This window comes from Peribacillus simplex (assembly GCF_001542915.1).
Lineage (GTDB): Bacteria > Bacillota > Bacilli > Bacillales > DSM-1321 > Peribacillus > Peribacillus simplex_B.
Map to the genome: position 1 here is coordinate 259,331 of NZ_LNNH01000012.1, position 22,532 is coordinate 281,862.

Below are 22,532 nucleotides of genomic sequence, written 5' to 3' on the forward strand. Positions count from 1 at the left end.
ACAGACATAAGGTAGCATTTACCCTATATATAAAAAACGGGGCCCATCAACGGGCCCCGTTTTTTGCTATTCATTATCCTAGTATACTTTGGTAGGCTGCCTTTGCTTGGATCATATCCTTCGTACCGTGTATCAGCGCCCTGCCATCCTCAAAAATGACCATCCGCACTCCTTCTTTTTCGCAGGAGAGGAGAAAAGGATTGAATTTCACTGCATAGCCACTTCCAACCAGACCTTTTGCCAGCTTCTCGAGCTGGAGCTTAACTGGCTTGGGCGGTCTGACCTGCACAGTATCCCTTCCGCAAAGGACCGCTGTTTTCGTTGCGTTATCTCCGGTTAAAAAAGGATAAGATCTCTGCTCGCCGCAAGAAAGGCAATCTTTCTTTTTCGCTTTTGTTAATTTCACAGATTGGTATTGACTTCGCCACAGATCAAAGATAACGAGTGCCGGACGAATCGCTTCCCGATTCCCTGAAAGGATTTTCAAAGCCTCGGCCATTTGGTGGGCCGCCACCATCGTGACCGCCGGTGATATGATGCCCCCCGTGTCACAGGTCATGCCCTGAATGGGGATCGTTTTAAGCAAACAGTGCAGGCAAGGCGTATTTCCGGGAAGGATCGTCAAGGCCATGCCGACACTGCCGACGCATGCCCCATAAATCCATGGAATATGAAGCTTTTGTGACAAATCGTTAATGATCATCCGAGTTTCAAAATTATCGGTTGCGTCCAATATCAAATCAACCCCGCCAAGCTGCTGCTCCAGGTTTTGCGCGGTTGCGTCCATGATGAGGGCATTCACTTCCACTCCATGATCGATCTCGAGTAAATGACGCTTTGCGGCTTCAGCCTTTGGCAGCCTCTCTTCGACATCCCGTTCCGTATACATTTGCTGGCGCTGTAAATTACTAAGCTCCACATAATCCCGATCCACGATGGTGATTTTCCCTACTCCCGCACGGGTAAGGGCCTCGGCGTTTGCAGCCCCCAATGCGCCTGCCCCCAGGAGTAAAACATGCTTCTTTTGGATTTCCAATTGACCCCGCTCACCGATCGGGGCAAATAACGTTTGCCTGGAATATCGTTCTTTCACATCGCCCACCTTATCCAATTCGCTCAGCCCCCGCTTACAGGCGGAATGAAGGCCACTGTATCCCCGTCCGATAAGATCGTGTCATCATCGGCAAATTCTTCATTGACTGCCGTCATTGCGGTTTCAAGGCTCCCTAATTGATAGTCCGCCTTCAATTTTCTTTTCAGCTCGTCCACACTCCAGCCATTTCCTTCTATAGAAATGGACTCTTTTCCTGATTCATCCCTCAATTGGGCAAATAAAAGCACGTTAATCATGGATGTCCATCTCCTTCGGTTTTCCTGATGGATATGGTAAGGTCTCCAACTGGTTCCCGACCCACGTCTCCCCATCTTCCCAATGTTCCTTCTTCCAAATCGGGACAATTTCCTTGATTCTTTCAATCGCATACCGATTCGCCTCATATGCATCGTTTCGATGCGGCGTACTGACGGCAATGACGACTGCGATATCCGTAATATCGAGTTTACCTACACGATGGGTGATCGCCGTTTCCGCTTCAGGCCAACGTTCCTTGATCTCCGCACCGATTTGCTCTAATTTCTTGATCGCCATCGGTTCATAGGCTTCGTAAATTAAGAATAAGGTCTTTTTGCCTTTGGTCATTTCCCGTACCGTCCCAATGAAGGTCGTGACGGCACCTGCATTTCGTTTTACTACTTTATCAATCACTTCCTGAATGACGATCGGATCCTTTGAAATTTTATAATTCATCTCTACCACCCTTTATATCCCATTCCGTTTGCTTAATATGGACAGCTTCTTGATAGTCCTCCCTCGTATTCATATTGAAGAATACGTGTTGAAAACATTCAGGGTTTTCGTGATATAGCTTAAAGTCTTTTTCCCTAATGATTTTCACCGAGATCTTCTCCAGAAAACGGCTCATTTTCAATTCCCGGCTCATCAAACACTCCGTCAGTACAGGGAGACAGGTTTTGTGATAAACCGCAAAAAGAGGCTGGAGCCGCCCATTTATCTCCGGAATGACCGCATCGAATGAAGGCTCGTAATTGGCCATCAATTCATGAATGACAGTGGCACTCACAAAGGGCATATCACAGGCTGCAAGGAAGTGCAGCTGAGTTTGCGAGGCAGTCATACCTGCATGCAAGCCGCCAAGCGGTCCATGATCTTTATGTAAATCAGCAATTAACGGAAGTTGCAGAAAACGATAATCGTCGAATGTATTCGTAATGACCAACACGTTATCGGACACCTTTTTCAGTTCGGATGCCACTCTTGAAATGTTCACATCGCCAGCTATTGTCAGTAATGCCTTATTCTCGCCCATCCGGCTTGATTTTCCACCAGCTAGAAGCAACATCGTCGATTCCATCCGCATCATCCTTCCCTTTTTTCGGTTTAATCGAGCCTACTACGGTAATGCTATACCTACTATGTATCCCAAAAAAGCATCCATTGTATGTAAATAGTTTAATGCAACTTCGAGAATAATGACACCATAGATTGATTGGATCACATCTTGGAATCCTGGTTTCCGATAAACGGAATGCGATATGATACACTTATGAAAAGTGCCCATCAGAGGCACACACTTTACCTCATTTTCAGGCCCGCAGACGGGGAAACAACTAAGTTTTACATAAAATAAATTTTGGTATATTCTAAAAATAGGATATTACCTGGTATGATGATAATATCGATATCTAATTCTCCTGAGGAGGTCACATAATGACTATGAAAAAAGCTATGACAGTTGCTGGATCTGACTCCAGCGGCGGAGCAGGTCTTCAAGCTGATTTAAAGACATTTCAAGAATTCGGCATTTACGGTATGTCCGCTTTAACGACAATCGTGTCGATGGACCCTAAGAATGGCTGGTCCCATAATGTATTCCCTACACCAGTAAATGTTTTGGAGGCCCAAATCGAAACGATTCTATCAATCGGAATTGACGCCATGAAAACAGGTATGCTCGGTTCAGTTGAAATCATCGAACTCGTTGCCCGTAAAATTGACGAGTTGAAATTGGACAAAGTCGTAATCGACCCAGTTATGGTATGCAAAGGTGAGGATGAAGTATTGCACCCTGAAACAGCCGTGGCTCTGCGTGATCTACTCGTTCCGCGTGCAACGGTAGTGACGCCTAACCTTTTCGAGGCTGCCCAATTAGCAGGGACGGCGCCTATCAAAACGATCGATGATATGAAGGCTGCCGCCGAAAAAATACATGCACTTGGTGCAAAATATGTCTTGATCAAGGGTGGAAATAAGCTTGATCTTGATAAAGCCATCGACCTTCTCTATGATGGAAAAGAATTTGAAATCCTTGAATCCGAGAAAATCGAAACAACCAATACACATGGTGCCGGCTGTTCATCATCAGCGGCGATTACAGCGCAGCTGGCTGAAGGAAAAAGCCCGCGAGAGGCCATCCACATCGCGAAAGACTTCATTACAGAAGCGGTTCGCCATTCCTGGAAGATGAATGACTATGTAGGACCGGTCAACCATGGGGCATACCATAAATATGGAAATGCGCAAACCACACAAAAATAAATCATCACGTTTACGGGCCGCTCCAATTCATCGAGCGGCCTTTTTCGCTTTTTTTGATTTTATTTAGTAAAATGGGAAGAAGGAAAAGCTTATCTAGCCGCCCAGTTAAGGAGGAAATTATAGAATGAAACCTATAGACCGCACCGAGGTGCAAAATGCTATTGATTCTTTCGCCGGAAAAGATGTATATCTTCACCTGGAAACGACAAATGGTGCCTATGCCACTCATGTAGATGAAGCCTTCTTTTCGGCAGGTGCTTATATTCGTAACGCTCTTATACAATATGAACATGGCAAGATCGTTGGGGACGGCCCCTACCGCATCGGCTTAAAGCTCAATATCGGCTGGGTATATGCAGAAGGCGTAAACCACTTCGAAGTGGATGAACAAGGAAGGTTGCTAGTCGCAGGTCTTGATTTTTCCGGAAAGCTTGCCGTCTCCATGCAGCTCAGTCCCACACCCTTTGAATGATCCTGACATACCTTTAATCCCATTCCCATTTACCTTTAACCATACTCAATGTAAGTAAACGGAAGGAGAAATATACCTTGGAAAAAGAACGTCATGTTTTAGTCATTTTCCCACATCCCGATGATGAAGCCTTCTCGGTTTCCGGTACGGTTGCCATCCATAGAGAAGCGGGCACACCTGTTACCTATTTATGCTTAACACTAGGAGAAATGGGACGTAATTTAGGCAATCCGCCATTTGCAACGAGAGAATCGCTCCCCAAAATCCGTAAAAAGGAATTGATCGATGCAGCAAATGCGATCGGCATTGAAGACTTACGCATGCTCGGCTTGCGTGATAAGACGATAGAATTCGAGGATGATGAAAAGCTGACGTCCATATTTACCGATGCCATCAATGAATTGAATCCATCATTGATCATCACGTTTTACCCAGGATACAGCGTCCATCCTGACCATGAAGCGACGGCGAGGGCCGTGGTTCGTGCCGTGGAAAGAATCGAGGAAACGAAACGTCCAAAACTTCATTGTGTCGCATTCTCCAACAACTGCATCCAAGAGTTAGGGCAACCTGACATCATCCATGATATCACTGCGGTCGAAGAGAAAAAAGTTGCTGCCGTTACGGCTCACCGTTCCCAAACGGAGGCGATGGTACTTGATTGGAAGGAAAAATTCGAAAATCAGGATGCCGATTTCCTAGAGTGGATACGCAAAGAACGATTATGGACCTATAAATTTTGAAGAAACCGCCCATTAGGCGGTTTCTTTGTTTATGGCATAAAAAAAACGCCTGTTATATACAGGCGGAGAAAGGGGGATACTTTGGAAAATCAATCATATAACTAGCATGCCCCCATTTTTTCATTTTATACTTTAAGCAGACATCCGCTCTTCCGCCTGCAGTTTCTTTCTGCTCGAGGCTTTTTTACCATGTACCAAGAAATAAATTCCGATAAGTATGAATGAGAAAATCGACATGCCGATGAATAACCCTTTGAATCCGGTAAATGGGATAAGGAAACCCAATAGGAACGGGCCAACCCCAATCCCGAAATCATACATGGTGAAAAACGTGGAAGTGGCCAAACCCATCCGATTTGACGGTGCCTCCTTGATGGAAATCGCTTGGCAGCTTGATTGGAACGTACCATACCCAACACCGATAAAAGCACCGGCTACCAGAAGCGTGATTCCATGATGGGATTGGCTGAGGATGACCATGCCGACCGCATAAAAAATCAAGGCCGGATAAATCACCGCATTCTCCCCCTTCACATCAAACATCCGTCCTGTAAACGGTCGCGACGCAAGCAGGAATACGGCAAATACGACGAAGAAAAAGCTTGCGGCATCCATCAAATTCATTTCCTTTGCAAACGATGTTAAATAAGACAAGATGCTCGAATAAGTAAATCCGGCAAATCCGATGAAAATGGCAATCGGCAGGGCACTTTTTTCAAAGTAATCACTGATCTTAAACCCTTTTCGTGATGAAACTTTGCCCTTTTCGCCTTCTGGCACATTCATGAACAACGAAGCGACTAAAGCAAATGCGGCAAACACCGAGGCAGCATAGAAGATGATTGAATAACTAAAATGCTGGGTGATCAGCAAACCGATAAACGGACCGAAAGCCATGGCCAAGTTTGTACTCATCGCAAAATACCCTGTCCCCTCCCCACGCCTTTCATTCGGAATGATATCTGCGGCAATCGTTCCGGTTGCAGTCGTCGCAAGACCAAAAGCGAAACCGTGAATAAGCCGGTCGATCAATAGAAGAAACAAACCATTGACCATGAAATAGCCAATCGAAGCTAACAAAAATAAAATCAAGGAACCAAAAAGCATTTTTTTGCGGCCGACCTGGTCAATTTTCTTCCCGGCAACCGGTCTGACCAGCACAGCCCCAAGGACAAAAATACTTGAAGCGAGTCCCGCCTGGGCTTGAGACGCATGGAATTGATCGATCGTGTAAATCGTCAATGTCACCATCAACACATAAAAAGTTAAAAAGAGAAAAAAGTTCGCTGACGACACAATCAGAAAATCTTTCGTCCACAGCTTTGGTTTTTGATTCATGTAAAATCCTTCTTCCTTACAATTGTTTTAATTTTTCCTTCAAGAATTTCAAGGTTTTTTGCGTTACCTCAAGATCCTCTTCGGCCATACCACTCAATAATTGGTGCTCAAATTCCTCCACCACTTTTTTGGCCTCTTGAAAAGTCCTTTTACCGGACTCCGTTAACTGTATTCTCCGTTCCCGCTTATCTTTCCCGGGTATTTGTTCGATTAAATCACGTTCCTCCAAACGGTTCACCGTCCGTGTAACCGTCGGCTTCTCCACATCGAGATAGTTGCTGATTTCCACAAGCGTCGAACTCCCATATTGATTCAAATAAAAAACAATCAACCACTGAGAATGAAAAAGATCAACCTTAGCCAATTGTTCGTTCAACTTTTTTGTAAATGACCTCGAGAACTGTAAATTTTGATGAAAAAACCCATCATGGAAGGGCATAGGTATTCCTCCTGTAAAGTAGTTACCTAGGTAACTATACAATATTTCTTTATTAAAGTCCAGCCTCCAAACGAAGAATCCGAGCCCTGAACACAACTTAACAGCAGGTTCGTGATCAAATGTTCGTTTAGGCTGATTGCGGATGATTCGGGATGGTTACTCGGCAGACGATAACCATTGTCGGTTCGGGGCGGTTTCAGGGTAGTTGCTTGCGAATATCGGGAATTCACTCGGCGAATTTGGGACTTTTACTCGCCAATTTGGGCGTTGCCTCGAAATGTGAGGCGGGTTCTCGGAAAGATATCGCTTTTAACACGTTTGCTGTTTCGCGCCAATTTCTGGCGTTGCTCATCAATTTGACGCGGTTTCTCCGCATGACTACTGCTTTTTTTCACGATTTCAGCGCGTTACTCACCGATTCATGCAGCAGCAGGAGCCCCCGCCATTGGGCGAGGGCTTCACGTGTAACAATAAAAATCGGTGTAGGTAAGCGTTCGCACAACTGCGGGCATTTTTTCGCTGCCTCTATTAGCGGGGGCCTGAATCCTTCAGGGCATATTTCCTTCTAATTGGGATAGGGGCAGACGATAAAGTTTATCATCTTTTTCATCGGGATTTCCTCGTCCGTCCGTATTGTTACTTATGAAGTATAGGAATTCTTCATCCACGAAGACGTCGCGAATCCGCCCGGCATTCGTGATGATATCCGTCATTTTGCCGCTCTTGATATCGTACTGCTTAAGCGATTCACCTCTTAAGGCTGCAATAAATAGCTTCCCATCAAAATAGGCCAGTCCGGAGGGGGCCCAAGTGTTTTCGCCTGAGTGGATCAATGGATTGATCATATCCGGTTTTTGCTGATCACCTTCAATCTCTGGCCAGCCATAGTTCTTGCCTGGATCAATTTCATTTATTTCATCATGAGCGGACTCTCCGTGCTCGCTTTCATATAACTTCCCGGCATCATCCCAGGCCAGTCCTTGCGGGTTGCGATGGCCATACGAATAGACGTACGAATTTGCGAAAGGATTATCTTTAGGAATGGTGCCGTCTGGATTCATGCGCAAAATCTTCCCGCCTAATGAAACAGTATCTTGTGCGATTTCCGGTTTCTTGGCATCCCCTGTTGTTGCGTATAGCATGCCATCGGGGCCAAGCTTGAGGCGTCCGCCGTGATGGTAGTCACCGCTTGGTATTCCATCGATTAACGTTTCTCGCTCCAGCCATTTATCATTGTCCTTTTGCAGGGAGACGATTCGGTTGATGGAATTCCCACTGCCATCTTCGTACGTATAATAGGCGTAGGCTCGCCTGCTTTCAGAAAAGTCGGGCGTCAATAAAAAACCAAGCAATCCAGCTTCCGCTTTTGAAGATAATGTTTTCTTAAGCTCGACCGGTTGCCGTGTCAGCTTGCTCTTGTTCCATTCCACGATGGAGCCTGTCCGTTCTGAAACATACATCGCACTCCCAACCTTTTGGATCGACCATGGAGAATGCAGATTCGTCACGAGTACTTCAGGATCTTGACCAAGCGTGCCCGCCACTTCTTTATCAGGCTTTGGATCGGTTTTGCTGTCCTCTTCTTTGCCATTACAACCTGCCAGAGTCAATGCAGCCATAAGGAAATATAGAAGCCATCTTTTCAAACGCCTTTCCCCCTTCGATTCGTGAGTTTAATAGGCTGACTGTTTGAGCACCTTCAATATTGCCTGCGCTACACCTGATTCATCATTCTTTCCTGTCACTTCATCACACAGTTTTTGAATGTCGAGCGGGGCATTTCCCATGGCGACAGCCAAGCCTACCCGTTCAAACATGGATACATCATTATAATTATCGCCGATGGCCATCGTTTCCTGCATGGAACCGGATTTTTCCTTCACATATGCTTCGAGCGCCGTACCTTTTTGGGCTTCCGTACTCATGATTTCCACATTTTCACGTCCTGATGAGGTGACGGTGACTCCACCTTGCCCGTTCAATTTCGAAGCAACTTGATTCAATAAATCTAAATCTTTGGAGAAGCTGAGGATTTTATAATATTCCACATTAGAATGGCTGAATAGCTCGGAATAGTCGGAGATCGATGTAACTTGTCCAAGCTGCAAGCGCTCCTCTGCGAATTTCCTCATTCTCTCGGCATCCATCTCGGGATTGGCCGTTACGAATATGTCCACCAAAACGGATATTGATTTTTCGTAATTTTTGGAATAAATCCCCTGGCTCGTATAAATTTCGAAATAAATCCCTTGTTCCTCAAGGATTTCAGCGACCATTTTTGCAGTGGCAGCAGACATTGGATTCGAAGCGGCAATCTTTCCTTCCTTTGTGAACAAGGCCGCCCCATTCACAGAGATGACAGGGCAATCGATATTCGCTTCATCTAAAGCGAACCTTGCTTCGACGTATGATCTCCCAGTGGCGATGATCACTTCCACCCCTTCTCTTTGTGCCTTCTGGATCGCCTCTTTATTTTCCACACTGACCTTTTGCATTTTGTTTAATAATGTTCCGTCCATGTCAATCGCAATCGTCTTTATCAATTTAACCGGCTCCTTTATTACAATATAATCCCTATTCTAACCGAAAGAGCGTCGATAAACACGTTTTACAACCTTGCAGTGAATATTGATCGAAAAAATATAAATAAACTGCACCTGATAAGGAGAGGTGCAGTTCAATTTTTTAATGCAGGATCGTTTGGCTGTCAATCGCCTGCGCCCGTTCAATGATCTGTTCATGAATGTCACTACGAATGTCATCTATCGCAGTAAAGTCCATGGCTTTCACATAAATTTTTTCAAGTTCGTCATGCAGCTCTTTTGCTTTGGCCAGGCTTGCCGTCGCTTCATTCATCTTCTCCCTGTACCTGGAGGAAACATCCTTGATCTGATCGGCATAAATTTCATCCGTTCCCGGCAGGATCGCCGTTTTATATATATCGATGATCTCATCACCTTCGCAGCTCGGAAAATATTCATGAGGAGCTGTGCTGTCGAATATGGCGATACCTACCTCGCGGACGATGACCATGTCCAGGCTATGCGGATCGAAACCGCAATGATACACCTCCACATCGAAGCCCCTTTGCTCCGCAGCCTTTGCAATCTTTTTCAGCATCGTCGATTTTCCCGAACCGGGACGCCCTTTTAAAAAGTAGCGTTTCTGTACGCCCTCCGTGATATTCGGTATGAAATCGACCGCTCCCTTTGGCGTGGCGGCACCTAAAAAACGATGACGAACATCCGCCTTCTTATTAAGGACGATATCTCGATAAAAGCCTTCTATCAATTTATTGGTCAGCCCATTCAATTTAGCGAAGTCGATGTTTGCCTTATAGATGTCCTCCCATTCATCATGTATCTTCAATGCTTCGGAGAAAAGGGCATAGGCCTTCTCGAAGCTTTTGCTTCTCGCATTCGTCAGCCTTATGATGGACGCTCTTTCCGAAGCGAGCTGCTGTGAATTCCAGGCTGACCCCAAATTGACATATTCCTCTACAGCCCCTGGTGCCTTCGGTTCAATCACATGCGGAGCGGTCCCATCCACAAGACCGATTTTCAAAGCCGGTATGATGACCCCATCGATGGAATCATTATCGGAAGAACAATGTAAATACTCGATATCAAAGTTTTTATCCAGCCATTCCTGGCCGATTTTTTTCATGATGGTCGATTTTCCCGAACCAGGTCCGCCTTTTAAAATGAATAATCTTTCCAAACCTGCCAAATTCGAATCATATAAACTATAAAAACCTTTAGCGGTATTGCCGCCGGCGAAATAATGCATCACTTTTCCCGTCACTTCCACACTCTCCCTCACAATAGAAATGTGATCTTCAAGACAGCGTATGCGGCAAAAATCAAATAGGTGAATGCCCAAGGATGCCATTGTCCTATTTGATAAGAGCGACGGACTCCGCCTGCGTGATTTCGAGGAAATCTGCCGGATTCAGGACAATCTGGGTGCCGATCCTCCCCGCGCTTACGATGATTTCAAACAAGTTCGATGCACTTTCATCGATGAAGGTCGGGTATTGCTTTTTCATGCCGATCGGTGAACAGCCCCCCCGTATGTAGCCGGTGTTTTTTTGAAGGTCCTTGACGGCGAGCATTTCCATTTTTTTCGCTCCTGCCGCCTTGGCCGCTTTTTTCATATCCAGTTCGGCCGCTACTGGAATCACAAAAACATAAAGCTGCTGCGGCCCGCTATGGGTAACGAGCGTTTTAAAGACGCTTCCAGGCGCCTTTCCGATTTTTTCGGCGACGGTAATTCCATCGATCTTTCCATCACGTGCATCATAACTCATCATCCCATATTCGATTGAATGGTTATCAAGAATTCGCATTGCATTCGTTTTACTGGCTCCCATATGACATTCCCCTTATCTTTTTTACCATCTTATCAAAAACAAAAGCACAGTGCTTATGCAGCTGTGCCTTTCCTTCACGTTCATTCCAAATGGCGTCTTTGAAATTCGGCAATGCGGCTGTAGTCAGCCTCCAATTGCCTGCTCACGGATAAATAGATCGACATCAGCTCTTCGTAAACTTTAACGTTAGCCTCGATCGGCACAAGCTCATCCGTATCGCCTATCATCCCTTCCACTTCATCGAGGCTTTCGATTTCCCCTAAAGCATAAAGCCCAAGCACGGCTGCCCCTAAGCTAGAACTTTCAAAGCTTTCAGGGATCGTCACGTTCTGATTGAAGACATCAGCCATGATTTGACGCCACAGCTTCGAGCGGACAAACCCGCCACTTGCATGGATCTTCTCGGGTGCGCCAGCCAGTTCCCTTACAGCAAGGAGGACACTATAGAGGTTATACATCACGCCTTCGAGTACCGCCCGGACCATATGATCACGTGTATGGTGAAGGGCCAATCCAAAGAAGGAGCCCCTTGCATCGGCACTCCATAATGGCGCACGCTCCCCAGCCATATACGGGTGGAAAATGAGCCCATCCGATCCAGGTGCAATAGTCGAGGCCATATCCGTCAAAATTTCATAAGAATCCAGTCCGGAAGCCTTCGCTTTTTCAATTTCGACACGGCCAAATTGATCTCGAGCCCAGCGGAAGGTGATGCCCCCGTTATTGACCGGCCCGCCGATCACCCAATGATTTTCAGTAAGAGCGTAACAGAAGGTCCTGCCTTTTGGATCAGTAAGCGGGCGATCACTGACGGTCCTTACTGCACCGCTCGTGCCGACCGTGATTGCCAGGACCCCTGGCTTGATGGCATTTTGCCCTAAGTTGGCAAGTACGCCATCACTCGCACCGATCACGAACGGGGTGCCTTCCTGAATGTTCATGGCTGCGGCCAATTCCGTACTTAAGCCAGAAAGGACCTGTGTTGTCGGGACAAGCGCCGGCAGCCTGTCCGCATCGATTCCGGCAATGCTAAGTGCCTCTTCATCCCATTTCAGCTCATTCAAGTTGAACATACCCGTTGCGGAAGCTAGCGAGTGATCCATCACATACTCATTGAAGAATTTATAAAAGATATATTCTTTGATTCCGATGAATTTGTATGTATCTTCAAAAATGTCCGGATGCTCGTTTCTTAACCACATGATTTTCGTAATCGGGGACATCGGGTGAATGGGGGTCCCTGTCCGATGATACAATTGCATCCCTTGTTCCGAGGCCTTCAATTGCTCTGCATAAGCAACACTTCGGTTATCTGCCCAAGTCATGCTATTCGTCAGCGGCCTGCCGTCCTTCCCCATGGCGATCAAGCTATGCATCGCTGAACTGAATGATAGGAAGCCCAGTTCGTCCTTGCCCACTTCACTTGCTATCATCACTTCGGCTATCGCCAGGATGACCGCTTTATATATTTCCTCGGGGTCTTGTTCAGCAACGGACGGGGTAGGGCTATGAAGGGGATATCCTTTCGAACATGATTGGACGACCTCCCCCCCTTTTGAAAAAAGAACGACCTTCGTACTTGTCGTGCCGATATCGATGCCCATCATATAACCTGCCATACTAACATCATGCTCCTTCCTCTTAAACGATTGAATTCAATAGTAAAAATGGAAGCTGTGGAACGATTGCTATGATCGAGTCCACAACCATTAAGATTTTTTTCATTTGTGAAATATCCTTCATTTAATACCAATAATTTCATCTTAACACACGCTGCAGAAGGACGGGCATTACGGATCCGATCTGGATAACACGATGAGTGATCCCTGAACCGCTTTACTAGAGTATCCATATCTATCATTTTTTAGAGGCGGCTCGCAATTTCAATGAAAAAAGGAGCAGTGAATCCGTTCATGATGAACTAAACCCGATGCCCCATCTATTCTGAAGTGCTGTCATTCACCAATAAAAAGAGGCCCTGCTTTACGCTTGATTTCTTCCTCCAAATATAAGGGATAAGCAAGAAGGAAGCAGGTGGATGGGCCGGATGATTTTTCGATATCGACTCTATTGCTTATACAATCGGGAACACCTTCCCCGCTTCGGTCCAGGTGCTTCCATTCATAGGCGATTCCCTTCGATCCGATTGGAAGCGCCTCCACTCCTTCAAGCTCACAAAGACTTTTATATAAGGATAGAGGGGCAACCCATTCTTGCTGTTTCAGCACGTCCTCCCCGACGAGCGGCCTGCCGATGAGGGCCATTTTCCGTGAATGGTTTGGTTGCATTGCCAGGTCATTCCTTCGCTTGCCAAGGACGATGAGACCAAGAGCCGATTGAAGCAGCGGCATGTTCGTTTCCGTGCTTCCCGTAATCGGAAGATCCAGACCCAATTCGTCCAAGCCTTGCATGATACCTTTGCTCAAGCCCTCCCAAGCTTCATCGCCGCAAAAATTATGGAGGACGACCGATATGGGAATTCCGCCAACGCTTAAGCATTCCATGACGGCCACCCTGAAGGAATAATAGCCGACGATTTCATATGGAACCTGAACAAAATCGTTTTCCTTCAGTCCTATTCCGCCACTATTGTCACTTGATAGTATCAATGATTCCGATTCGGAGAATGGCAAAACCAAGGAATCACTCATGATATCGATCCATCTTTAAGAATCGATTTTCTCAAGATAGGCTGCAAGCGGGGCAGTAAAAGGGCCGCCAAGGCAATATTTATCGCCGATGCAGCTGTTAATCCCGGCACTGTCAGCATATAGAATCCGGGACTGACCAGAAACACAAACGGCAGGCCCAAAATGAATGAATTGCCGATAAAAAAGAGGAAATAGGCGGACAGTTTTTTTCCTTGTATGAATAAAACGCCAAACATCCATACGAGCACGGCCATTTCAGCCATGATCAAAAAGTGAAATGGCCCCAATGGCAGGCCGCCGATGAACGCTGAAATGATATGTCCAAGTCCCGCTACGAGCGCTCCCGATACCGGGCCGAGGATGACAGCCGCCAAAAGGGCCGGAAAACTGTCCAAGGCGATACTGCCGATCGGGGAAGGGATTTTGAGCATCGCCCCCACGGCGGATAAGGCAATGAATAAAGCGATCACACTGATTCTTCTTACGTCCATGTTACTCCTTTTCCTTTCTTTTCCCTCCACGGAATACATTTGCACTGCGGATGTATTCCACATCTTTCACACCTAGCCGGAAGTTGATGACACGTGCTACCGCAAAGAAGTAATCCGATAAACGGTTTAAATATTGAAGCGATAAAGGGGAGACGGCTGCGCCCGACTTGATCAAGGAAACGACCAATCGTTCCGCCCTTCTAGTAACCGTACGGGCGATATGGATGGTTGCTGCCGCTTTCGATCCGCCTGGCAAAATGAATTTTTCCAATTCCGGCGCTTCGGCGATGAACGCGTCAATCCGCTCTTCCAAATACGTAATCGCCTCATCCGTCAGCTTTTGCGGGGCCTTCTCGGAGACCGTCGCCAAATCGCCGCCGCAGTCGAATAACTCATGCTGGATCTTCTCGAGATCTGCCAGTACATCGGCAAATAGCGCTGCGTCCAATTCAGCCACCGCAAGGCCGATATAGCTATTCACCTCATCGACCGTTCCATATGACTCGACCCGGATGTCGTCCTTGTCAAGGCGCCCCCCGATAACGCTCGTTTGTCCTTTATCTCCTGTACGTGTATAGATTTTCATTCCAATTGCCTCCTCTATTTTATTCGCTGGTTAATTCCATACCAGATGATATCAACCCGGCTCGATAAGGATGCCACATCCTGATAGACCCAGCCGCAGGCATCACGCCAGCGACGATCGGTTGCTTCCATCGGCACGATTCCTTTGGATAGGTCAGAGCCGATGACGATGCAGCTGCGTTCATCCCTTACCTTCTCCCATATTCGCCAGTCGGCGATGATTTCCTGCCATTTTTCGCGAATTGCATCAGCCGCCATCTTTCTGGCATCCGACTGAATCCAGCCATCCAAGCCTTGCAATACGACGGTCTTGCCTTGGAAATCGAATCGTTGGGGCTGTTCTTTTTGATAACCGGAAAGCCACAGGACCTCACTCTCCAGTTCATACACCCGCTTTACCCATTCAGATTTTCCATTATAGGCACCGCCTGTAACAAAGTGCATCGCTCACCCCTCCTTAAACTGTTCCGGTCCTCCCAAATCAGCTCATAGCCCCTGCCGTGGGATATGCCCCAATCGAAAAAAGCCTTCTCCACCGGGGCAAAGCGGACCAATAAATCCCGGATCACCCCGCCATGGGTCATTAAAACATAAGGGCCTTCCTCATCGGCCATCCATTCGTTCCAGCCATTTCGGACCCGTTCCGAAAATTCCGGGTAGCTTTCCCCGCCAGGCACCATGGCCTCCATCGGGTGTTCCAGCCAATCCAGATAGTTGCCATCACGCTTCAATTCATCGTATGTCCGCCCTTCCCAATGACCGAAGTTCATTTCGCGGAAGGAGCGGTTTTTGATAATTTCAGCATCCGGAAACAGCAGCCTTGCCGTTTCCACACAACGAGGTAAATCGCTCGTATGGATTTTTTCGTACATGGGGTAAGAACCCCTTAAAGCCTGAATTTGCTTCTCTCCTTCTGCACTTAAAGGTGAATCGCTCCAGCCTAGATAGGCTCTTCGCTCATTCGCTACTGTCAGCCCATGGCGAAGTAGTGTAATAGCCACAGAATCAGCCATAACCAAAGCTCAACCCCTTCCACGGATGCCCCCAAGACATCCCCGGTTATCCCGCCGAACCAGCTGTTGATTTTACGTTTGAGATAAAGCAGGAAAAGTAGCGCTGCCAAGCACATGATAACAAGTAGGGCAACAAGCTTAACATCGATGACCAAGGCCGCGGCCAGGCTCGCAAGGAGATACAGTCCGTATATGGGTAAACTGCTCTTCTTTACCGCCTGTTGAAAAAATGCGCCCAGCCCTTCTTCTTTAGCAAGCGGCATCCGGATCAGTAAATAACCCATCACGCATTTGCTCAAGAGCGGCAGAGCGATGATCAAGAAGTAAGTCCATTCATTGGCCCGTTCGACGATTTCATAGATGAAGAGAAATCTCGCGGCCAAAAGTACGATGACGGAGATGACACCGAATGCACCTGTTCTCGAATCCTTCATGATCTCCAATCTGCGCTCTTTATCCTGATAGGAAAAAAAAGCATCGCTAGCATCGATCCAACCATCAAGGTGCAGGCCGCCCGATAACGCAATTGTCAAAAACCAAAGGAAAAAGGCAATCGCAAGGGATGAAAACGGCGTCCACTCCACTAGCACATATAAGGCTCCGCCCATGATCACACCTAGTAAAAGGCCTACCAAGGGAAAGGTTTGAATGGCCCGGTGCATATATTTCCTTTCCATCGGAAGCTGCTTTTTGATTGGAAAAACCGTAAAGAACTGCAGGTTGATTAAAAATCCGATCCATCCGTTCATGCCTGTTTTCCTCCCTTCATCTGCAACGGAATCCCCGATTCAACAAGATACGCCTCATCCGCCTGTCCTACGATCGTTCGATGGAGCTTGCCAAGCATCCTTCCGTATATATGCAGCAATTCATTTTGGAAAATCGGTTCCTGGACCACTTCATTGCTGACGATGATCAAGCAGCCCGATTGTTGTCTTAGCTCATCGATGGCGCTGATGATTTTTGCCTGAATGCTATGTAAAAATTCCGCTTCAAGCGGAACTCCAGGACCGAAAAGTTCATGATCGAGCAAGGTTGTCAGGCAATCGAGCAGGATGATGGAATCGGAATCTATTTTCGCTGCGATTCTAGTAATATCCGTTGCATATTCAGAGGTCTGCCAAGCGATCGGGCTTCTTTGCCTGTCTTTTTGGTGCCTTAGGATGCGTTCCCCCATTTCAGCATCACTGCCACGCCCGCAGGCGAGGTAATGCAAGTTCCCCTCCATCAGGCGTGCATATTCCAGCGCTTTTCTTTCTGCAAAACTGCTTTTCCCGCTGCGGACACCGCCAGTTACAAAGCAGAGCCTTGCCTTTTCCACTGCCTTACCCCCTCCATCAGCGCCTCGTTATCACGTTCATCCTTCACTGCAAACCTGAGCCACATTCCGTCCACCCCGGGAAAATTATCGGTATGACGCGGGACGATTCCTCTTTTCAGCAAAAAGGGAAACAAAGAGAGCGTTTCATCTTTCAGTAAGTAAAAATTGACCGTGCTGTCGGAGACTGTTACTCCAAGCTCCCGATAAAACCGGGATAGTTTCTGTTTTTGTGATTGAATATATTCTCTTGTTTCACTTATATATGCCTCTTCTTCTAGACAGATTCTGCCCACTTCCAATGCGACTTGGTTGACGCTCCAATGCGGTTTATAGCTTTTCACCGTCTTGATGATGTTCGATTCGGCAAGTAAATAGCCTAGTCTCAAGCCCGGAATCGCAAAGATTTTCGTCATCGACCTTAGAACAAGCAAATGTGGAAATCGGTTGATTAATGGCGCATACGTAAAGGCGTCCTCGGTAAAATCATAAAACGCCTCATCGATGACAACCAGGCAATCCGCTTTTTGGCATTCGCTGATCAATTCCATCACAGCCCCACGTTCAAATGACACGCCCGTCGGGTTATTGGGAGTGCAGAGGAAAACCGCATCATATTCACGTAATCTCGGAATCAAGCGAGCCACATCCAGCTGCCAATCAGGAGCATCAAGCTGGTGGAAGTCGACCTCACAACCAGCTGCCAAACAAGCTTGCTCATATTCCGCAAAAGCCGGCTGGATGATCAACACCTTCCGATCGGTCAAAATGCTGGCCACCAACATGATGATCTCTGCACCACCGTTCCCTACCAAAACCGATGCCATGGGAAGCGCTTCTTTCTCTGCAATCGCTTTTGTCAGTTCAACGGCATGGGGGTCCGGGTAATGCATGACCCCTTCAAAAAAACCGGACCATCGTTCCTTGATTCGCAAAGGCGGTCCCAATGGGTTGATGTTTGCGCTGAAATCGATGATCGATCCAGGCATTTCGATTTCCAGCGCTTCGTAAAGATAATGTGGATTAGAACCATGAGATGGTAATTTCAAATGCAATTCCCCCCAGCCAAAGCATCAGTAAAAATAGAAAAGACGATCGATGCATGATGGCAATCGTTTTTGGTATATGTTTTGCCTCCAGCGGAACAAGCGGAACACCCATGCGCGCCCGGTCAGAAACTACTCCTTTGTACATATTGAGCCCGCCAAGCTGCACACCCAAAATCGCCGCTACGGCTGCTTCACACCAGCCGCTATTCGGACTTGGATGTTTCTTCGCATCACTGAATAAGATCCTCCATCTGGCCTGAAGATCATGATGGCTAGACTTCGAGCATACTAGCATCAAAAATCCAGTGAGACGGCTGGGAAGGTAGTTCGCGATATCATCGAGCTTTGCCGAAGCCCAGCCAAATTGGCCATATTTATCATTATTGTAGCCAACCATCGAATCACACGTATTGATTGCCCTGTATACCATCGCAAGCGGCGCCCCGCCAACCGCTGCCCAAAACAACGGGGCCGTTACTCCATCACTCGTATTTTCAGCTACGGTTTCAACAGTGCCCCTGACTATTTCGGACTCATCAAGCATGTCGGTATCACGGCCGACGATATAGGAAAGCTTAAGCCGCGCTTCAGGAAAATCCCTTTCATTCAGCGGACGGCACACCTCCATTCCAGCCTGCTTCAAACCCTTTTGGGCAATCGTAGTGGAAATCACGGCAGCTTCCCAAATGATTCCCGCCAGCGGATGGATAAGATAGGCCAAATAAACCGACAGACCTGTAAGCAATAGTACCGTCGTCAAGACGAAAGCCAGCATGAACAGTCCATTTCGTTTCTTATGTACGCCTTCATTGAATGTGCGATCGAGCTTGCTTATCATCGTTCCGATCCATTTGACTGGATGCGGCCAATTCGGCGGATCTCCTATTATCGAATCAAGGAAAAACGCCAGCGTAACGGCAAAAAGGTGATGATAGATCATAATGCCTCATTCCGTTTACGACTATTCCTTATTGCTTCGGCGGTACAATCATATACTCCGCGGCTGATCAGCTTCCCTAGCGGGGTGATGGTTCCTGCATATTGAAGCTTCTCCCCTCTTTGTGTCGCTGCAATCGAGATGCTATCGGTCGATGTCCCTGTCGCATAGGTGTTCGTCACCTTGTCCAGAACCTCCAAATCATGAAGCGCTTTTACTTTTGCCTCGGTCGCGGTAACGATGCTGTGAATGAACGCTTCTTCTGCCAGGTGGCCATTTACGAATATCCATGTATTGATGGTCCCTGGCGCAGAACTCCAGGAGTGGCGGTCCGCTAATGAAGCGTCGATCGCATTGCCGACTCCAGCCGTCACGATGATGAAAACCGAGAAACCTTCCGCTTTTACTAATTGGAAGGCAGCCGTATCAAGGAAGACTGCCGTCATCATCCCTACCGTTTCCTGCGGATCGATGTTATTGGCTTTTAAATAATCCGCCATTTCCGCAAGATGGTCGGCGCAATCATAATCGTGATGGACGTGCCTATTCACGAAATATCGATGCCAGCCCATCCCCGATCCAGTCACTCCAGAAGACATCGTTCTAAGGGGATTGGGGGCATTCAACCGGATCATCTCCCGCCCGACCGTCAAATGGGATTCATTGATTTCGAATGGTTCGTAATCGCTGCCATGCTTTTGGGGAACGATGAACATTTGCGGCTTCGGAAGTGCAGGATGCGGATGCTTTTCGATCGTCGTACGATAGACTTCCTGGATCAGGTCCTGTTGAAGCACTTCATGAGGGGCAGCAAGGGCTTGGATTTTCCCTTTTGCAAGCAGCAAGAGCCGATCACAATATAATCCAGCCAGATTCAAGTCATGAAAAATCGATATGACGGTCAATTCCTGCTCCTTTGCCATCTTCCTCATCAAATCAAGAAGTTCCTTTTGATACGATAGATCCAAGTGGTTCGTCGGCTCATCCAAAAAAAGTACTTCAGGCTCCTGGGCCAGCGCCTGGGCCAGCAAGACCCGCTGTCTCTCCCCTCCTGATAGCCGTTCGAAATGAAGATCCTGGAATTCGGCCACTCCCGTTTGTTTCATCACCCGTTGGACAATCCTTTCATCCTCCTCAGACCAGCTGTGGAACCAGCCTGTTTGATGGGCGTACCTCCCAAGCGAGACCGTTTCCTTCACCGTATACGAAAAAGCTAACGAGGAATGTTGAGGAAGCACCGCAATGACCCGTGCAAGCTGTTTTGCCGAATAATCCTGCAAATCTTTTCCTTTGATCCGTATGCTTCCTTGCTTGTAAGCGAGCACCCCGCTGAGCATACTCAACAGCGTCGTTTTTCCGCTGCCGTTTGGACCGAGGATCCCGAATAGTTCTCCTTTTTGAACGTCGAAAGAGATGGAATCCAAAACGCTTTTGTTATCATATCCACCTGTTAACCCTTTAACTTCAAGCATCCGTCCTACCCACTCTCCGTCTCCTTAATAAAATGAGGGCAAATGCAGGTGCCCCGATCAGTGAGGTGATGACCCCGATCGGCAGTTCCGACGGGGCGATGATCGTCCGTGCCACAAGATCTGCCAAAATCAAGAACCCGCTTCCTACCAGCAATGATAACGGAAGCAGATGCCTATGATCTGGCCCCCATATCCTCCGGACCAAATGGGGAATCACCAGCCCTACAAAGCCGATCGTGCCTGAAACGGCAACCGCTGCGCCCGTCAATATCGAGCCCGCGATCAGGATCCACATTTTCCGCCTCTGCACGTCGACACCTAAATGTTTTGCCCGGTCCTCCCCGAAGGTCATCGCATTCAATTCCCTCGTATTCATGATCAGAATCAACGAGCCAATGATGAAAAACGGCAGAATGATTCCGATATAATTCCACCCGCGCATGGACACGCTGCCCATGAGCCAGCCGATGATTTGTCTTAATTCCTCCCCCGTCAACGCAATCATCAAGGATATGAAGGCGCTTAAAAACGAGCTGAAGATGATTCCGGTCAAAATGATCGTTTCGACCTTCATCGATCGATCCATTTTTTTTGCGAATGTCAGCACACAAAAAATCGTAATCACGGAACATAAGATGCTCAATGCAGGAAGCGTATATAAGCCGATGAACGGGAGTGATATATTCAGGAATAACGTCACCACTGCCCCGACTGATGCTCCTGACGATATCCCGAGCGTGTAGGGATCGGCAAGCGGATTCCGGAGCAGCCCCTGAAATGCCGCACCCGCGATCGCCAAGCATGCCCCGACCAAACCAGCAAGCAATACACGCGGCAAACGGATGTTCATCACGATATTCGTCAGCATCACATCGGGATCAGCGGAAATCGGCAAATGAAAAATCTCCTTGCCGATTATTTGCATAAGTACGGGGATCGGTACGGACACCGAACCGAATGAGATGCCGATCGTACTGGCAAAAAGTAAAAACAATGACGCAAGCAAATAAGCAAGCGCCCATTTAGTTGTCAAATACGTTCGGATAGATTGATTTGGCAAGTTCCTCTACTCCCTCTATTAAACGTGGACCTGAACGGGTCACCAAGTCGGAATGGACATCAAAGACTTGGGCATTCTTAACCGCCGTTACGTCTTGCCACCCTTTTCGGCCCGTCACTCCACTTACCGGGTCTTTTGTGTAATAACCATAAGTCGTAATGATGACATCCGGATTGGCTGCAATCATCGACTCTTCATCCATTTTGGCCCAGCCATCCACATCCGCTGCAGCATTATCAGCTGAGATCATCACAAGCATTTCATTCATGAATGTATTTTTACCAGGTGTATAGATATCCGGGGACGGCGAAACCTCCACTAAAACGGTCTTTCTTTCCGATTCCGTTACCGATTTGGCCTTCTCGGAAATAACCTTCAGCTTCGTTTTCATGTCCGTGATGATGTCTTTTGCCTTAGCTTGCTCGCCTGTTGCCATCCCGATCATATCAATGGATTTGTACACCTCATTGAAGCTTTGGGCATCATTGACTACAAGCACATCTATTCCCGCATCCTTAAGCTGCTGGAGCCCCTCCTTCGAATTATGGGCACTCGATGCATGGGCAAGAACAAGATCGGGCTTCAAGGATACGATCAATTCCGTGTTCATCTCCATGCCGCCCACTTTTTCGATATCCTTCGTTTCTTCCGGGTAATTATCATTGTCGGACACGCCAATAACCTTATTACCTAAACCAAGCGCAAAGACCACTTCCGTATTGCTTGGTATCAACGTAACGATTTTCTTCGGTTTTTCTTCTATCGTCACCTTTTCGCCCGTTGCATCTTTAATCGTAACCGGGAAGGCTTGTTGTGTAGCCTGATTCGTCTGCTGCTTTCCTTTTCCTTCATCGGCCGTGCCGCTGCAGCCAACCATCATGCCAGCCGTCAGCACCATCACCAGTATCAGGCCAAAAATCTTCTTCACGTTCATTCCCCACAATCATTTCATTTAGTTTTAGCCCGCCTTAAGCGA

At 47.4% G+C, this 22,532-nt stretch carries 26 protein-coding genes; 3 read left to right on the top strand and 23 right to left on the bottom strand.

What is annotated here, in order from left to right:
- Nucleotides 1-73 precede the first annotated feature (73 nt).
- From AS888_RS06360 to mobA, 4 genes are read right to left on the bottom strand one after another with little or no spacing between them, the layout of a single operon-like run.
- The gene (locus AS888_RS06360) at nt 74-1,093 is read right to left on the bottom strand and encodes a ThiF family adenylyltransferase (RefSeq protein ID WP_061141812.1); all 1,020 of its coding nucleotides are present in this window, start codon (nt 1,091-1,093) and stop codon (nt 74-76) included.
- Between the two features lie 23 nt (nt 1,094-1,116).
- Nucleotides 1,117-1,350, bottom strand: a complete 234-nt coding sequence (gene moaD / locus AS888_RS06365) for a molybdopterin converting factor subunit 1 (RefSeq protein WP_061141327.1) — start codon at nt 1,348-1,350, stop codon at nt 1,117-1,119.
- A complete protein-coding gene (locus AS888_RS06370; RefSeq protein ID WP_061141328.1) occupies nt 1,343-1,807 on the bottom strand; it encodes a molybdenum cofactor biosynthesis protein MoaE in 465 nt (154 codons plus the stop codon). Before AS888_RS06370 ends, moaD begins: the two co-directional genes overlap by 8 nt.
- A complete protein-coding gene (gene mobA / locus AS888_RS06375) occupies nt 1,797-2,432 on the bottom strand; it encodes a molybdenum cofactor guanylyltransferase (RefSeq protein ID WP_061141329.1) in 636 nt (211 codons plus the stop codon). The genes AS888_RS06370 and mobA overlap by 11 nt, the downstream gene beginning before the upstream one ends.
- 356 nt (nt 2,433-2,788) lie before the next feature.
- On the opposite strand from mobA, the gene pdxK reads away from it, so the two are divergent.
- From pdxK to bshB2, 3 genes are all read left to right on the top strand, one after another.
- On the top strand, nt 2,789-3,616 hold the full coding sequence (pdxK, locus tag AS888_RS06380; RefSeq protein ID WP_061141330.1) for a pyridoxine/pyridoxal/pyridoxamine kinase: 828 nt from the start codon (nt 2,789-2,791) through the stop codon (nt 3,614-3,616).
- Nucleotides 3,617-3,740: 124 nt separating this feature from the next.
- Nucleotides 3,741-4,088, top strand: coding sequence for a YojF family protein (locus AS888_RS06385; protein WP_061141331.1), 348 nt, complete (start codon nt 3,741-3,743; stop codon nt 4,086-4,088).
- 77 nt (nt 4,089-4,165) lie between these two features.
- A complete protein-coding gene (gene bshB2 / locus AS888_RS06390) occupies nt 4,166-4,831 on the top strand; it encodes a bacillithiol biosynthesis deacetylase BshB2 (RefSeq protein ID WP_061141332.1) in 666 nt (221 codons plus the stop codon).
- A gap of 132 nt (nt 4,832-4,963) precedes the next feature.
- Here the strand turns inward: bshB2 and AS888_RS06395 are convergent, their stop codons facing one another.
- From AS888_RS06395 to AS888_RS06485, 19 genes are all read right to left on the bottom strand, one after another.
- The gene (locus AS888_RS06395; protein WP_061141333.1) at nt 4,964-6,169 is read right to left on the bottom strand and encodes an MFS transporter; all 1,206 of its coding nucleotides are present in this window, start codon (nt 6,167-6,169) and stop codon (nt 4,964-4,966) included.
- Between the two features lie 16 nt (nt 6,170-6,185).
- On the bottom strand, nt 6,186-6,608 hold the full coding sequence (locus AS888_RS06400; protein WP_061141334.1) for a MarR family winged helix-turn-helix transcriptional regulator: 423 nt from the start codon (nt 6,606-6,608) through the stop codon (nt 6,186-6,188).
- Nucleotides 6,609-7,156: 548 nt separating this feature from the next.
- Nucleotides 7,157-8,254 (bottom strand): PQQ-dependent sugar dehydrogenase, encoded by a 1,098-nt coding sequence (locus AS888_RS06405; RefSeq protein WP_061141335.1) that lies wholly within the window; start codon nt 8,252-8,254, stop codon nt 7,157-7,159.
- Nucleotides 8,255-8,281: 27 nt separating this feature from the next.
- Nucleotides 8,282-9,151, bottom strand: a complete 870-nt coding sequence (locus AS888_RS06410; protein ID WP_061141336.1) for a Cof-type HAD-IIB family hydrolase — start codon at nt 9,149-9,151, stop codon at nt 8,282-8,284.
- A 142-nt stretch (nt 9,152-9,293) separates the two neighbouring features.
- Complete coding sequence (locus AS888_RS06415; RefSeq protein ID WP_061141337.1) at nt 9,294-10,412, bottom strand: PRK06851 family protein; 1,119 nt, start codon at nt 10,410-10,412, stop codon at nt 9,294-9,296.
- 91 nt (nt 10,413-10,503) lie between these two features.
- A complete protein-coding gene (gene ybaK / locus AS888_RS06420) occupies nt 10,504-10,980 on the bottom strand; it encodes a Cys-tRNA(Pro) deacylase (RefSeq protein ID WP_061141338.1) in 477 nt (158 codons plus the stop codon).
- An 80-nt stretch (nt 10,981-11,060) separates the two neighbouring features.
- Nucleotides 11,061-12,599 carry a gluconokinase gene (gene gntK / locus AS888_RS06425; protein ID WP_061141339.1) on the bottom strand — a complete coding sequence of 513 codons (1,539 nt, stop codon included), beginning with the start codon at nt 12,597-12,599 and terminating at the stop codon, nt 11,061-11,063.
- A 336-nt stretch (nt 12,600-12,935) separates the two neighbouring features.
- Nucleotides 12,936-13,631 carry a hypothetical protein gene (locus tag AS888_RS06430; RefSeq protein WP_061141340.1) on the bottom strand — a complete coding sequence of 232 codons (696 nt, stop codon included), beginning with the start codon at nt 13,629-13,631 and terminating at the stop codon, nt 12,936-12,938.
- Nucleotides 13,628-14,122, bottom strand: coding sequence for an ECF transporter S component (locus AS888_RS06435; protein ID WP_061141341.1), 495 nt, complete (start codon nt 14,120-14,122; stop codon nt 13,628-13,630). The genes AS888_RS06430 and AS888_RS06435 overlap by 4 nt, the downstream gene beginning before the upstream one ends.
- 1 nt (nt 14,123) lies before the next feature.
- Nucleotides 14,124-14,708 carry a cob(I)yrinic acid a,c-diamide adenosyltransferase gene (locus AS888_RS06440; protein WP_061141342.1) on the bottom strand — a complete coding sequence of 195 codons (585 nt, stop codon included), beginning with the start codon at nt 14,706-14,708 and terminating at the stop codon, nt 14,124-14,126.
- Between the two features lie 14 nt (nt 14,709-14,722).
- Nucleotides 14,723-15,151, bottom strand: coding sequence for a bifunctional adenosylcobinamide kinase/adenosylcobinamide-phosphate guanylyltransferase (locus tag AS888_RS06445; protein WP_061141343.1), 429 nt, complete (start codon nt 15,149-15,151; stop codon nt 14,723-14,725).
- Nucleotides 15,103-15,708 (bottom strand): histidine phosphatase family protein, encoded by a 606-nt coding sequence (locus tag AS888_RS06450; protein ID WP_260320136.1) that lies wholly within the window; start codon nt 15,706-15,708, stop codon nt 15,103-15,105. Before AS888_RS06450 ends, AS888_RS06445 begins: the two co-directional genes overlap by 49 nt.
- The gene (gene cobS, locus AS888_RS06455) at nt 15,678-16,469 is read right to left on the bottom strand and encodes an adenosylcobinamide-GDP ribazoletransferase (protein ID WP_061141345.1); all 792 of its coding nucleotides are present in this window, start codon (nt 16,467-16,469) and stop codon (nt 15,678-15,680) included. Before cobS ends, AS888_RS06450 begins: the two co-directional genes overlap by 31 nt.
- On the bottom strand, nt 16,466-17,041 hold the full coding sequence (locus tag AS888_RS06460) for a bifunctional adenosylcobinamide kinase/adenosylcobinamide-phosphate guanylyltransferase (protein WP_061141346.1): 576 nt from the start codon (nt 17,039-17,041) through the stop codon (nt 16,466-16,468). Before AS888_RS06460 ends, cobS begins: the two co-directional genes overlap by 4 nt.
- The gene (gene cobD, locus AS888_RS06465) at nt 17,014-18,087 is read right to left on the bottom strand and encodes a threonine-phosphate decarboxylase CobD (RefSeq protein WP_081092334.1); all 1,074 of its coding nucleotides are present in this window, start codon (nt 18,085-18,087) and stop codon (nt 17,014-17,016) included. Before cobD ends, AS888_RS06460 begins: the two co-directional genes overlap by 28 nt.
- Nucleotides 18,062-19,027: an adenosylcobinamide-phosphate synthase CbiB gene (gene cbiB, locus AS888_RS06470; protein WP_061141347.1), complete on the bottom strand. Its 966-nt coding sequence runs from the start codon at nt 19,025-19,027 to the stop codon at nt 18,062-18,064. The genes cobD and cbiB overlap by 26 nt, the downstream gene beginning before the upstream one ends.
- Nucleotides 19,024-20,496, bottom strand: coding sequence for a heme ABC transporter ATP-binding protein (locus AS888_RS06475; protein WP_061141348.1), 1,473 nt, complete (start codon nt 20,494-20,496; stop codon nt 19,024-19,026). Before AS888_RS06475 ends, cbiB begins: the two co-directional genes overlap by 4 nt.
- Nucleotides 20,489-21,556 (bottom strand): FecCD family ABC transporter permease, encoded by a 1,068-nt coding sequence (locus AS888_RS06480; protein ID WP_061141349.1) that lies wholly within the window; start codon nt 21,554-21,556, stop codon nt 20,489-20,491. Before AS888_RS06480 ends, AS888_RS06475 begins: the two co-directional genes overlap by 8 nt.
- Nucleotides 21,519-22,484: an ABC transporter substrate-binding protein gene (locus tag AS888_RS06485; protein WP_397251020.1), complete on the bottom strand. Its 966-nt coding sequence runs from the start codon at nt 22,482-22,484 to the stop codon at nt 21,519-21,521. The genes AS888_RS06480 and AS888_RS06485 overlap by 38 nt, the downstream gene beginning before the upstream one ends.
- Between the last annotated feature and the right edge of the window lie 48 nt (nt 22,485-22,532).